17 protein-coding genes are annotated in these 12058 nt (G+C 73.5%); 8 read left to right on the top strand and 9 right to left on the bottom strand.

Annotated elements, in window-relative coordinates; translation table 11 throughout:
* Positions 1-60: 60 nt before the first annotated feature.
* Complete coding sequence (locus ABD52_RS02145) at positions 61-774, top strand: hypothetical protein (RefSeq protein ID WP_047890575.1); 714 nt, start codon at positions 61-63, stop codon at positions 772-774.
* Here ABD52_RS02145 and ABD52_RS02140 read toward each other — a convergent pair.
* A complete protein-coding gene (locus ABD52_RS02140) occupies positions 749-970 on the bottom strand; it encodes a hypothetical protein (RefSeq protein WP_013288141.1) in 222 nt (73 codons plus the stop codon). The genes ABD52_RS02145 and ABD52_RS02140 overlap by 26 nt on opposite strands.
* 253 nt (positions 971-1223) lie before the next feature.
* On the opposite strand from ABD52_RS02140, the gene ABD52_RS02135 reads away from it, so the two are divergent.
* The 3 genes from ABD52_RS02135 to ABD52_RS02125 are packed head-to-tail and all read left to right on the top strand — an operon-like array spanning position 1224 to position 2832.
* Positions 1224-2321, top strand: a complete 1098-nt coding sequence (locus ABD52_RS02135) for a 3-deoxy-7-phosphoheptulonate synthase (protein WP_030271308.1) — start codon at positions 1224-1226, stop codon at positions 2319-2321.
* A 49-nt stretch (positions 2322-2370) separates the two neighbouring features.
* Positions 2371-2595 (top strand): hypothetical protein, encoded by a 225-nt coding sequence (locus ABD52_RS02130; RefSeq protein WP_013288143.1) that lies wholly within the window; start codon positions 2371-2373, stop codon positions 2593-2595.
* Positions 2596-2622: 27 nt separating this feature from the next.
* Positions 2623-2832 (top strand): hypothetical protein, encoded by a 210-nt coding sequence (locus ABD52_RS02125; protein WP_013288144.1) that lies wholly within the window; start codon positions 2623-2625, stop codon positions 2830-2832.
* A 58-nt stretch (positions 2833-2890) separates the two neighbouring features.
* On the opposite strand, the gene ABD52_RS02120 is transcribed toward ABD52_RS02125, so the two are convergent.
* Genes ABD52_RS02120 through ABD52_RS02110 form a run of 3 tightly spaced genes read right to left on the bottom strand, consistent with a single transcriptional unit; the run spans position 2891 to position 4081 of the window.
* Positions 2891-3430: a DUF1360 domain-containing protein gene (locus ABD52_RS02120; protein ID WP_013288145.1), complete on the bottom strand. Its 540-nt coding sequence runs from the start codon at positions 3428-3430 to the stop codon at positions 2891-2893.
* A 34-nt stretch (positions 3431-3464) separates the two neighbouring features.
* The gene (locus tag ABD52_RS02115) at positions 3465-3782 is read right to left on the bottom strand and encodes a hypothetical protein (RefSeq protein WP_013288146.1); all 318 of its coding nucleotides are present in this window, start codon (positions 3780-3782) and stop codon (positions 3465-3467) included.
* The gene (locus tag ABD52_RS02110) at positions 3782-4081 is read right to left on the bottom strand and encodes a DUF6158 family protein (RefSeq protein ID WP_047890574.1); all 300 of its coding nucleotides are present in this window, start codon (positions 4079-4081) and stop codon (positions 3782-3784) included. Before ABD52_RS02110 ends, ABD52_RS02115 begins: the two co-directional genes overlap by 1 nt.
* A gap of 123 nt (positions 4082-4204) precedes the next feature.
* Between ABD52_RS02110 and ABD52_RS02105 the strand changes: the two genes are divergently transcribed.
* Positions 4205-4627: a hypothetical protein gene (locus ABD52_RS02105; RefSeq protein ID WP_047890573.1), complete on the top strand. Its 423-nt coding sequence runs from the start codon at positions 4205-4207 to the stop codon at positions 4625-4627.
* A gap of 25 nt (positions 4628-4652) precedes the next feature.
* Positions 4653-4982, top strand: a complete 330-nt coding sequence (locus tag ABD52_RS02100) for a DUF3817 domain-containing protein (RefSeq protein ID WP_030271312.1) — start codon at positions 4653-4655, stop codon at positions 4980-4982.
* Between the two features lie 7 nt (positions 4983-4989).
* On the opposite strand, the gene ABD52_RS02095 is transcribed toward ABD52_RS02100, so the two are convergent.
* Positions 4990-5508 (bottom strand): DUF6232 family protein, encoded by a 519-nt coding sequence (locus ABD52_RS02095; protein ID WP_013288150.1) that lies wholly within the window; start codon positions 5506-5508, stop codon positions 4990-4992.
* A gap of 415 nt (positions 5509-5923) precedes the next feature.
* Here ABD52_RS02095 and ABD52_RS02090 point away from each other — a divergent pair, with 415 nt between their 5' ends.
* Positions 5924-6889, top strand: coding sequence for a C40 family peptidase (locus ABD52_RS02090; protein ID WP_013288151.1), 966 nt, complete (start codon positions 5924-5926; stop codon positions 6887-6889).
* A gap of 72 nt (positions 6890-6961) precedes the next feature.
* Here ABD52_RS02090 and ABD52_RS02085 read toward each other — a convergent pair whose 3' ends face one another.
* The 3 genes from ABD52_RS02085 to ABD52_RS02075 all read right to left on the bottom strand — a co-directional run bounded on the left by ABD52_RS02085 (position 6962) and on the right by ABD52_RS02075 (position 10294).
* Positions 6962-7951, bottom strand: a complete 990-nt coding sequence (locus ABD52_RS02085) for an RNA polymerase sigma factor RpoD/SigA (protein WP_041784543.1) — start codon at positions 7949-7951, stop codon at positions 6962-6964.
* A 484-nt stretch (positions 7952-8435) separates the two neighbouring features.
* Positions 8436-9383, bottom strand: coding sequence for an N-acetylmuramic acid 6-phosphate etherase (murQ, locus tag ABD52_RS02080; protein WP_013288153.1), 948 nt, complete (start codon positions 9381-9383; stop codon positions 8436-8438).
* A complete protein-coding gene (locus tag ABD52_RS02075; RefSeq protein WP_047890572.1) occupies positions 9380-10294 on the bottom strand; it encodes a MurR/RpiR family transcriptional regulator in 915 nt (304 codons plus the stop codon). Before ABD52_RS02075 ends, murQ begins: the two co-directional genes overlap by 4 nt.
* A 268-nt stretch (positions 10295-10562) precedes the next feature.
* Between ABD52_RS02075 and ABD52_RS02070 the strand changes: the two genes are divergently transcribed.
* Complete coding sequence (locus tag ABD52_RS02070; RefSeq protein WP_013288155.1) at positions 10563-11240, top strand: SDR family NAD(P)-dependent oxidoreductase; 678 nt, start codon at positions 10563-10565, stop codon at positions 11238-11240.
* Here the strand turns inward: ABD52_RS02070 and ABD52_RS02065 are convergent.
* Positions 11225-11956 carry a dTMP kinase gene (locus tag ABD52_RS02065; protein ID WP_047890571.1) on the bottom strand — a complete coding sequence of 244 codons (732 nt, stop codon included), beginning with the start codon at positions 11954-11956 and terminating at the stop codon, positions 11225-11227. The two genes, ABD52_RS02070 and ABD52_RS02065, sit on opposite strands and share 16 nt — an antisense overlap.
* Positions 11957-12058 lie beyond the last annotated feature (102 nt).

Raw genomic sequence — 12058 nt, 5'->3', positions numbered from 1 at the left:
GCGGAAAGGTGACACGCGCGCCGGAGCATCGTCGGTGCGCGCCGGGGTACCCGTGCGGGCATGGCCGCCACCACACCCTCCGCCGTCGAGCGCGCCGCCGCCGCGCTGGCCCGGCTCCGGCACGCCCGGCTGCTGCACCCGGCCGGGCGCACGTTCGCCGGCGAGACCCGGATCTGGGGTACGCCGGGACCGCCGACCGGGGTGCCGCTGCTCGACCTGCCGGGCCGGTGGCCGGCCACGATCCGCCTGTCCAAGGGCGTGCCGACGCCGGGTGACTGGCCGGACGTGCTGGGCGTGGCGGTACGGCTGCACCGCGATCCGGAGCCGCCGGTGGACCTGCTGTGGAGTTCCAGCGCCGCCGCGCCGGTGCTGCGGAACCTGCCGCTGCCCCGGCGGCGCTTCACCGGGACGTACACGTCGATCATGCCGTTCCGGGCCGGCGGGCGGCGGCTGTTCCTGGCCGTGCTGGCCGACCCGGAGTCACCCGACCTGGGTCGCGGCCTGGCCGAGGCCGGCGCGGCGGTGGCCGGCGACGAGCCACGGCTGGTGCTGGCGGTCGCCTCGGCGGTGGGCCGGTGGCGGCCGTTCGGCGAGGTACGCCTCGACGACGAGCGCGGCGCCGCCGAGGACGCCGCGCTCGCGTTCGACCCGATCGGCAACGTGCCGCCGGGGTTGCGTCTGGCCGGCCCGCTGGCCCGGCTGCGGGACGACAGCTACCGGGGTTCCCGCCGGGCCCGGGGAGCCGGGCTCAGTCGGGCGGCTCGACGGGGGTGACGGTCTGCTCGGAGGTGCGGTGCTCCAGCACCGTGTCGGGGGCGGCGTTCTGGTCCGCCTCGCGGATGTCGGACTCGGTGAGGATCGCGTCGGCCTGCGCCTCCGCGTCGTCGCTGCCGGCCGCCGCCTCCTCCGGCAGCAGGTGCGCTCGGGACTCGATCCGTTCCTGGTCACTCGGGTCGTGGCTCGTGGTCATGCCGATCACATACCCCGCGTTCCGCACTTCGGAACGACAGCGGGCTTTCCGCCGCGCGTCGGGTACGCTGGCCGACGTGACGCGGTCGTATCGATGGTTTAGGCAGCCGGCTGGAGGAGCCGGTGACTCGACCATGAGCTGACGTCACCACCTCTTCGAGCCGGCGGGCAGGGATCGATTTCCCTGCCCTTTCGTATGCGAGCAGCCGGCTCGATCCCCCGGACCCGGCACGGGGGCACGGTCGGCGGAAGGAATCCCCACCGTGACCACGTCCCAGGACGCCCATCGGGTCATCGACCAGCGCATCGACCGTGTGGTGCCGCTGACCACCCCGGCCCTGCTGCACCACCACCTGCCGCTTGAGACCCCGCTGGCCGAGGCCGTCGTGGCGGGCCGCCGTGCCGTCGGCCGGGTGCTGGACCGCGACGACGACCGGCTGCTCGTCGTCGTCGGCCCCTGCTCCGTGCACGACCCGGCCGCCGCCCTGGAGTACGCGGGCCGGCTGCGCGAGGCCGCCGCCCGGGTCGCCGACGACCTGCTCGTGGTGATGCGTGTCTACTTCGAGAAGCCGCGCTCGACGGTGGGCTGGAAGGGCCTGATCAACGACCCGGCGCTGGACGGCTCCGGCGACGTGAACACGGGCCTGCGTACCGCGCGGGCGCTCCTGCTCGACGTGCTGCGGCTGGGCCTGCCGGTGGGCTGCGAGTTCCTCGACCCGATCACCCCGCAGTACATCGCGGACACGGTGGCCTGGGGCGCGATCGGCGCGCGGACGGTGGAGAGCCAGGTGCACCGGCAGCTCGCCTCCGGGCTGTCCATGCCGATCGGCATGAAGAACCGCCCGGACGGCAGCATCGCCACCGCCGTGGACGCGATCCGGGCCGCCGGGGTGCCGCACGTCTTCCCCGGCATCGACGTCTCCGGCACCCCGGCGATCATGCACACCCGGGGCAACGCGGACGGGCACCTCGTGCTGCGTGGCGGGGGCGGCCGGCCGAACTACGACGCGGAGTCGGTGGCCGGGGCGCTGGAACTGCTGCGGGCCGCGGGCCTGCCGGAGCGGGTGGTGGTCGACGCCAGCCACGCCAACAGCGGCAAGGACCACCGCAACCAGCCGCTCGTCGCCGCCGACGTGGCCGCCCAGCTCGCCGCCGGCCAGCGCGGGATCGCCGGCATCATGCTGGAGAGCTTCCTGGTGCCGGGCCGGCAGGACCTGGACCCGACCCGGGAGCTGGCGTACGGCCAGTCGGTCACCGACGCCTGCATCGGCTGGGACGCCACCGCCGAGGTCCTCGACCACCTCGCCCAGGCCGTGCGGGCCCGCCGGGCCACGCTCCCGGCACCGGCCTGAGCGGGGTTGGGGCGAGTTTGACCGGTTCGGTGCCGGGTAGGTGGTCGGCGTGACCGATGACGCGCCCGTGACCGAGCAGCCCGACACCAGGCCGCTCGACGACCTGCTCGACGACATCTACCACGGCCAGGAGCGGATCACCCAGGCGGACATCTACCGCCGGGCGGTGGCCGCCGAACTCCCCGCGGAGCTGCTCACCCGGATCGCCGCACTCCCCCAGGGCGAGTACGCGGCGGACGAGGCGGCGGATCTGCTGGGCGGCACGGTCGCCTGAGCCCCCGGAAGACCGAGAGGACGCGAGATGACCGATCGCAACCCCGACCACGAGCACCTGGCGGCGCTCGGCCAGCCCCCGGAGGGCGTCGACACGCTGCCGGAGCCGGACTTCGCCAACGAGCACGAGCGCACCGCCGTGGACCGGGACGTCGTCACCGGGGAGGACGAGGACGAGCGGGAGCCGGAGGCGTCGCGCGGCTGGGCCGGCGAGGACCACGGCACCACCCCCACCTGACCGTGGGAGACACGGAAAAGGGGGCCGGCGCTCGCCGGCCCCCTTTCGTGTCCTCGGGTCACGCCTCGTGGCGACCGCCCTCGGCCGCCTGCTGGGCGACCGCGTACCCCATCTGGAGGAAGTCGGAGGCGGCCACCGCGGTCAGCGCGGTGGCGACCAGCCGGGTCAGCCGGGGCGCCAGCACCAGGCCGCCGGTGAGCCCGGTGGCCACCCAGACCGCCAGGCAGAACGGGCAGCTCACCAGCTCGCCGAGCGCGTGCCGGGTCGGGCTGCCCTCGTCGCGGACCTGCTCCATCACCTCGCCGCTGCCGATCGGGTGGTCGTAGCGGGTGAACGGCGCCCGCAGCGGGCTGGTGATCGCGTCCTTGGACAGCAGCCGGCTGAGCTTGTGCGTGGCGATCGAGAGCAGCACCACGTCCGCGGGCGTGGGCCGCTCGGGCACCGGCCGGCCGGTCGCGCGGACCAGGCCGACGAGCGCGGCTGTGACACCGGCGTACGTGCCCATCGCCTTCAGGTAGCCCTCCAGCGGCCGGTGCTCGTGCGGTGCGTACGCCTGGCGCAGGCGCGCCACCTTCTGCTTCAGGCCACTCCCGGTCAACCCGGCCTCCTCGTGCTCGTCGTGCGGGCCGGGCTCAACCGGCGGTCAGGTTGTCGGCCACCTCGCGGTCGAGGTTGGCCAGGATCTCGTCGGCCAGGTCGTGGTCCGGCCCGGCCAGGTCCAGCCGCACCCGGGCGCCGCCCGCGCCGGCCGGCTCCACGTCGATCTCGGCGGACCAGTCCGCGGCACTCCACCGGGCCCGCATGTCGTCGGCGTCGACGACCTCGACCCGGCATGTGCCGGAGCTGCGCAGCCGCTCGGGCAGCCAGGCCGAGGAGCGGTCGGGATCGGTGGCCGTGTTGAACACCACCTCCGGCGGCGCGGACATGCCGCGCTCGGCGTGGCTGGCCATCAGGCGTCCCGCAGCCGGCTCGGGTCGACCTCCCGGCCGGGGTGCCGGGCCAGGTACTCCGTCTCCAGTTCGGCGGTGCGCCGCAGGTGGTTGGCGAGCGCCGAGTCGGTGGCGTGCCGCAGCGTGTCCAGCCGGGTGCGGTGCAGGCTCTGCATCTCCCGGATCAGGTCCTCGTCGCCCAGCTCCGTGGGGTCCACCCCGAGCTGCTCGCCGTCGGCGTCGACGGTACGGGCGTGGTCGCCGTCCCACTCCGCGACCCGCTGTTCCGGGCTCGCGTCCCGGCGTACCGATTCGGTCATCGTCGCCCCCTCGTCTCGTTCGGGTTGGCACCTGTTCGGATGCCCAGCGGGCGTGTCACCAAACCCCGCCCGGACTACGACGCCGTGTCGGAGACGACCGGCGGCCCCGGTACTCTCGTTGGCATGAATCGGCTCTGGACACCGGCGTGGATCGTCCGCCACGTGGCCATGGTCGTGCTCGTGGCGGGTTGCCTCGGCATGGGCTGGTGGCAGGTCACCCGCGCCGCCGGGGGGAACGCGATCAGCTTCGGTTACGCGATCGAGTGGCCGGTCTTCGCCGGTTTCGTGATCTTCGTCTGGTGGCGTGAGGTCCGCCAGACGCTGCGCGCCGCCGACCCGGCGCCGGCGGAGGACACCGCGCCGTCGGCCGGTCCCGCGCCGCCGGTGACCGCCGGCACCCCGGCGGTACGCCGGCCGGTGCGCGTCGTGCGGGCGCCTGCCGCCCCGGCCGACGGGGCGGACGACGCCGAGTTGGCCGCGTACAACAGCTACCTATCCTGGTTGAACGCCAATCCGGGCGCCCGGCCCGGCGACTATCCCGGCTGAGGCCGGTGCGGAAGGACGGACGACGGTGGGCGGAGCCTTTACCCGGTACCGCGTGATCGCCTGGATCGTGGGCGTGGCGCTCGTGGTGCTGGTCCTGATCGGCATGCCGCTGAAGTACGGCTTCGACAACCCGAGCGTGGTGGCCGTGGTCGGCGTGGCGCACGGCTGGCTGTACATGCTCTATCTGGCGCTCACGTTCGATCTGTCGCGCCGGGCGAACTGGCCGCTGAAGCGGATGCTGCTGGTGATGCTCGCCGGCACCGTGCCGTTCGTCTCGTTCTACGCCGAGCGGCGGGTGAGCCACTGGGTGGCCGCCGAGACGCGGTCGCGTACGCCGGAGCCGGTCGCGGGCTGACCGCGTCTCACCGGGCCGGCCGCCACGGCTCGGCCGCCGGCGGGTCGGCCCAGCCGCCCAGCCGCGCCGCCTCCCGGGCCCGCCCCAGCGCGCGGGCGACCTGGCCGAACTGCCGCTCGTCGTCGCTGCTGAACAGCAGCACCTCGGTGCCGCGCACCCGTCCCCACAGCTCGTGCGAAGGGGGCCGCACGCGGTCGCCGATCAGCACGAGCAGCAGCGGCACCAGCCCGACGGCGCCGAGCATGAGGTACGCCCCGGCGGTGAGCCGGTGCAGGCCGCCGGTGAAGCCGAGCAGCAGGCCGACCGCGGCGATCATCGCGGCGGACACGGCGACCGCCCGGATCGCGAGCCGGTCGTGCGGCCCGCGGTCGGTCCGGAGCTGGGTGATCTCGGCCACCGGCCAGCTGTTGCGGCCGACGGTGAAACGCTCGGCGGTGACGACGATGCCGGGCCGGGCGTAGAGCAGCCTGGGCGCGGCCGGTCGCGGCGAGCGGGGCGGCTGGGCGGCGGAGCGGTCGGTCTGCACGGCGGCCTCCCGGGAGCAGGGATCCCGTGGTGGGATTTCCCGTCCGGGCTTCATTGTGTTGGCCTCGCGCCACCTGACCTCGGGGTTTCGGCGGTCGCGGGGGGCATCGGCCCGGCCCTGCCCGCCGGAAACAGAGAGCGATTTCCGTCTTTGTCGTGACTTTGCCTGGCGTTGCCTGGCGACATCCGCCCAGAACGACGAATCGGGCGAGTCGCCTCATCCACCCACCGGTTCCCCCTCATCACTTTCCGCCACTTTGCCAACTTTCGCCCCTGCTTGAACTCCCGACTACTGCGATCACGGGTTAGGTTGTCCAGGTCGGCCCGGTCGACAGCCGTCCACCCGGACGGCCCCGGGCCGGTGTCGCCGGGTCGCGAACGCGCCCGGCGACCGGTGGGAGAGGAGCTTTCCGCTCTTGTCGTCCTTACGGATGCTGCTCCGCTCGCTGGCGGTGGCCGGCCTCTCGGCCGCGTTGCTCGCCCCGGCGCAGGTGGCCCGGGCCGAGCCGACCCCCGCCGAGCTGACGAAGCAGATCGAGAAGTCCTCGACTGAGCTGGAGCGAATCGTCGAGTCCTACAACAAGCTCAACGAGGACATCAAGACCAACAAGGCCACCGCGGCCAAGTTGGAGGCCCGGATCGGGCCGCTGCAGGAACAGGCCGAACGCAGCCGCGCCGACGTGGGCGTGCTGGCCGCGACGGCGTACAAGACCGGCGGCATGCGCACCGCGGCGGCCCTGCTGGACCCGGGCGGCCAGGCCACCCTGCCGGAGCGGCTGGGCACGCTCGACCAGCTCACCCGCCAGCGGCAGCGCACCATCAACAGCTTCACCGCCGACCAGAAGCGGCTGATCGACCAGAAGACCGCGCTGGACGTCACGCTCGCCCGGGAGGCGGCGCAGGCCAAGCAGCTCAAGTCCGCGAAGACGCGGATCGAGGCGGACCTGTCCGACCTCTACGAGATGCGGCGCAAGGCGTACGGGCGGGCCACGGAGGCACCCGGCAACCCCAGCTCGGCGGGCAAGCCGCCGGCCGTCTCCGGCGACGCCGGCACGGCGGTGCGGTACGCCTACGGCGCGGTCGGCAAGCCCTACGGCTACGCCCAGGACGGCCCCGGCAGCTACGACTGCTCCGGTCTGACGCTCGCCGCCTGGCGGGCGGCCGGGAAGTCGCTGCCGCACAGCGCTGCGCAGCAGTGGGGGGCCACCACGCGGATCAGCCGCAGCCAACTGCAACCGGGTGACCTGGTGTTCTACTCCGGGCTCGGGCACGTGGCGCTCTACGTCGGCAACGGCCAGATCATCGACGCGCCCAGCGCCGGACGCAACGTCAGCAAGCGCGGCATGAACATCATGACGATTGCCGGCTACGGCCGGGTCTGAGCACCGCGAAGACGGCGAACGGCCGGCGTCCCCCTGTCGGACGCCGGCCGTTCGCCGTTCATTGTTACCAGGTCAGGCCGCCTGGAGCCCCTCCGCGCGAGCCAGCTCACGCAGCCGGCCGAGAGCCTGGATCTCCAGCTGGCGGATGCGCTCGCGGGACAGCGAGAACCGCGACGCGACCTCGGTCAGCGAGTGCTCCCGCCCGTCCTCAAGGCCGTACCGCGCCCGCATGATGCCGGCGGAACGGTCGTCGAGGTGGTTGAGCAGGCCCTCGATCCGCTGCCGCTCCAGGCCGGTCAGCACGATCTCCTCGGGCGACGGCGCGTCGCTGTCGGCGACCAGGTCACCGAGGTTGGTGTCACCGTCGTCACCCACAGGGGTGTCCAGCGAGACGGTGTCCTGCGACCAGCGGACCAGCTCGTTGACCCGCTCGACGGTCACGCCGAGCGCGGTCGCGATCTGCTCCGGCTCCGGGTCGCTGCCCAGCTCACGGGTGAGCTGCCGGGCCACGTTGCGCATCCGGTTGACGTCCTCGACCAGGTGCACGGGCAGCCGTACGGTCCGCTCCTGCTGGGCGATCGCCCGGCTGATGGCCTGACGGATCCACCAGGTCGCGTAGGTGGAGAACTTGAAGCCCCGCTCGTAGTCGAACTTCTCGACCGCCCGGACCAGGCCGGTGTTGCCCTCCTGGATCAGGTCCAGCATGGGCATCCCGGAGCGCACGTAGCGCCGGGCGATCGACACGACCAGTCGCAGGTTCGCGCGGATGAAGAGGTCCTTCGCGCGCTCACCCTCGGCGACCAGCCGCTCCAGGTCCTCCCGGTCGACGCCGTCGGGGATCCGATCCTCGTCGAGCAGGTGCTCGGCGTAGAGGCCCGCCTCGATCGCCTTGGAGAGGTCGACCTCCCGGGCGGCGTCGAGCAGCGGCGTCCGGGAGATCTCGTGCAGGTAGACGCCGACCAGGTCCCGCTCCTCGGCGACCTCGTCGGTACGCATGCCGATGTTCTTGTCCACGATTGCCACGGTCCCCTCGCTCGCGCCGGTTGCCCGGTTCCTTGCCATCCCCACGTTCATCAGCCCTCCCCGTAACCTCCGCTGTGCCCGTAGGTGCTGACACCTACACAACAGATGTGACGCGTCGGGGATTCCATGTCGTGAGTCGAAACTGTCACGAATGCCTGAGTAGTAGCTGAGAGCCCGGTCCATGTTTCCTGTTACCGGCCCGGTTCGGGCGGCTCGCGGGCGCCGTTTTCGGCGCACACCGGAGCTGCGAAATCGCCGTTCGCCCATGGAATGGCACCATTGCCTGTTCCATGAACACAGCGAGCCGCGTCACCGAGTCGTTGCGATCCTGGTCACTGCGAGATACGCGCCTGCGGACCGGTCGGTTCAGCCATGCTCAAGGATTACCCTCCGCCTCGTTGAACAATCCGTGCGGGAGGAGTCGTCCCCTCCCCGCACGTGATACGCGTCGCACCCGCCGGGCGGATGCGCCGGGCGGGTGGATCGGGCGGGACGGGCCTGCCCGCGGCGGGGGCCGGAACGCTCAGGAGGCGAGCAGTTCGAGCGCGCCGCGTACCTGATGGGCGGAGCGGGCCAGCGCGGCCCGGGCGGCCGGCACCTCGGCGCCGGAGACGAGCGCGACGAGCGCGGTCTTGAGGTCGCCGTCGGCCTCCCGCAGGGCGACCCGGCACACCTCCTCGGCACAGCCGGTGGCCTCCATGAGGATCGAGATCATGCGGCCGCGCAGTTTGGCGTTGGTGGCCACCATGTCGATCATCAGGTTCGAGTAGACCCGGCCCAGACGCACCATCACGGCCGTGGAGAACGTGTTGAGCACCAGCTTCTGCGCCGTGCCGGCCTTCATCCGGGTCGACCCGGTGACCACCTCCGGTCCGGTGTCCACCCCGATGAAGACGTCCACCGACGCGGCGGCCTCGGCCTCCGGATTCGCGCAGAGCAGCACCGTACCGGCCCCCTGCGCCCGGGACGCGGCGAGCGCCCCGAGGACGTACGGGGTGCGCCCGCTGGCCGCCAGGCCCACCACGAGGTCGCCGTGGCGTACGCACTCGGCGGCGTCGGCGGCGCCACCGCGTTCGTCGTCCTCGGCGTCCTCGACGGCCCGCCACATCGCGTCCGGGCCGCCGGCGAGGTGCGAGCAGAACCAGTGCCGCGGCGAGTTGAACGTCGGCGCCAGTTCGGCCGCGTCCAGCACGCCGAGGCGACCGGAGGTGCCGGCCCCGAAGTAGTGCACACGGTGCCCGTCGCGCAGCGCGGCCACGGCCAGGTCGACCGTCTCGGCGATCTCGTCCAGCACCGCGGCGACCGCGGCCGGCACTCGCCGGTCCGCCTCGTTGATCACGGTGAGCACGTCCCGGGTGGACATCAGGTCGAGGTCGACGCTGTGCGGGTTGCGCCGCTCGGTCGGCGCGCCGACGCGCACCACCGGTCGCACCGCCGCCACGCCGTCCCGCTCCACCCGACCCGCCGTCATCCCCGCCTCCGCCCGGGGCCGACCCGGTGCGACTGGACCGCCTCGGCGGTGGCCTCCAGGGCCTTCTTCGTCCGGGCCCGGCTGCGGGCGGCCACACCGACGAAGAGGCAGTCGACCACTGTGAGCTGGGCCAGCCGGCTGGCGGTCGCGCCGGAGCGGTATGTCGTCTCCCGGGCGGCAGTGGTGAGCACGTGGTCCGCGACCTCGGTGATCGGCGAGCGCGGGAAGTTGGTCAGCGCCACTGTCGTGGCACCGCGCGCCCGGGCCTGCTCCAGCACCTCGATGACGTCGGACGTGGTGCCGGTGTGCGAGATGCCGACCGCCACGTCGCCGCGGCCCAGCAGGGCGGCGGAGGTGAGCGCGGTGTGCACGTCCGGGAAGTAGAACGCGATGCGGCCGATGCGGTGCAGCTTCTGCTGGAAGTCGGAGGCGACGAAGCCGCTGGCACCCGCGCCGTAGACGTCGATCCGGCCGGCCGCGCCGATCGCCTCGACCACTCGCTCGCAGACCGCCGGGTCGAGCTGCTCGGCGGTCTCCTCCACGGCCCGGGCGTCGTTGAACGCGATCGTGGCGATGATCTGGGCGAGGTCGGCACCCGGCGGGATGTCGCCGCCGACCACCCGCGCGTCCGGCGGCTCGATCCGGCGGGCGGCCTCGGCGGCGAGCCGGATCCGCAGCTGGGGGTAGCCGTCCATGCCGACCGAGCGGCAGAAGCGGATCACTGTCGCCTCGGACGTCTCGGCGGCGGTGGCGAGGTCGGTGATCGTACGCCGGGCCGCGTCCGCCGGATCGGCGACGACCAGCCGGGCCACCCGCTGTTCAGCCGGGGACAGCGAGGGCAGCAGGCCGCTGATGTGGACGATCAGTCCACCGGTCTCGTGACTCGCAGAAATCTTCGGACTCTTCGCCACGGATGAAACTTACTTTCACGAGGCGTGAGCGTCAACCATGACACCGCGTATCGGGAAATTTACCGTCTTCCGTGCCCGCCCCCGGGCCAAGGATCCCATTGTCGCAGCCCCACTGCCTCATCCGGTCCGGTCGAGTCACTCCTGCCGCCCGACGTGCCGGTCCGCCGTCGCGCGGCACGGCCTGCCTGGTCGGCCTCGGCCGGGCGGACCGGACGGCGCGCGCGGGTCACCGGTCGGTCGGCGCGGCCGTTGGCTAGCGTGTGTGTCCATGACGGAACGCACGGTGCTGGTGACCGGAGGCACGGGCGGGCTCGGCGGCGCGGTCACCGCCGCCTTCCTCGACGCGGGCTGGCGGGTGGTCGTACCCCAGCGGGAGCCCGGGACGGACGACGGCCCGGTCCGGGTCGTGGCCGACCTGCTGACGCCCGAGGGGGCCGCGCGGGCGGTCGAGGCCGCGACCGCCGAACCGGCCGCGCCGCTGCGCGCGGTGGTCAACCTCGTCGGCGGGTACGCCGCCGGCGCCCTGGTCCACGAGACCCCGGTCGAGGACTTCGAGCGGATGCTGCGGCTCAACCTGCGCCCGACGTACCTGGTCACCCACGCGGCGTTGCCGCACCTCATGGCGTCCGGCGACGGCGCGGTGGTCTGCGTCTCGGCCCGGGCGGCGGTCACGCCGTTCCCCGGCGCCTCCGGCTACGCCACCGCGAAGGCCGCGGTGCGGGCGTTCGCCGAGACGGTCGCGGTCGAGTACCGGCAGCGCGGCGTGCGGTGCAACACCGTGCTGCCGAGCGTCATCGACACCCCGGCCAACCGCGCCGCCCAGCCCGACGCCGACCACGGGCGCTGGGTGCCGCCGGCCGAGATCGCCGAGGTGATCCGCTTCCTGGCCTCCCCCGAGTCCGCGCCCACCAGCGGCGCGAGCATCCCGGTCTACGGGCGGGCCTGAACCGGCACCGGCCCGTCCCGCCCGGCGCCACCGACCGGGCGGCGCGGGCCGGCCGGAGCCGGGCCGGGACCGGCTGACGGGTCGTCGGGCAGCCACTCGCTCAGGTGCGCCCGGATCCGGCGGGCCACCTCCTCCGGCGGGCCGTTGCCGTCCACCACCACGAAGCTGCCGTACTCCGGCAGGTCCCGGTACGCGGCGGCCGCGGCGGTCAGCCACTCCATGGTCTCGTGGTCGGTGCCGCGCCGCTCGATCCGCCGGTACGCCTCGGCGGGGTCGACGGTGAGCAGGAACGTCACCCGGGGCGCCGGGAAGATCCGGTACCCGGCCCGGGCCAGCCGCTCCCACCGCTGCCCGCCGTGTGCCCGGATGCTGGCGTACTGGCAGGCGGACCACCTGTCCATCACCGCGGTACGCCCGGTCACCAGACAGCTGAGCAGCGCGAGCGCGATGGCCAACCATCGCAGCACCGACTCGACCACGAGCAGGCCGTCGCGCCCGACGAGCCGCTGCGCGTCCGGACGGCCGACCCGCTGGGCGATACGGCCGAGCCAGCGGCGGCCACCGGCGTTGCGGTGGTACGTGGCGGGACGGCCGGCCGCGGTGAGCGCCTGGGCGAGCCGGTGGGCCTGGGTGGTCTTACCTGAGCCGTCGGTGCCGATCAGGGCGACGGTGCGCAGTCGGGCCCTGCCCCGCCGCGTCCGCAGTGAGCTGGCCACCCTCCCGAGGTTATCCGACCGATGCTCACACCGGCCCGTATGTCGCTTTCCTGCCCTGGCGGGCCGATCGCGCCGCAACAGGTGTGACCGGAGCGTCCGCCG

Source organism: Micromonospora sp. RV43, assembly GCF_001029515.1.
Lineage (GTDB): Bacteria > Actinomycetota > Actinomycetes > Mycobacteriales > Micromonosporaceae > Micromonospora > Micromonospora aurantiaca.
The sequence above is the reverse complement of the archived record's forward strand: the minus strand, read 5'-3'. Positions and strand labels throughout refer to the sequence as shown.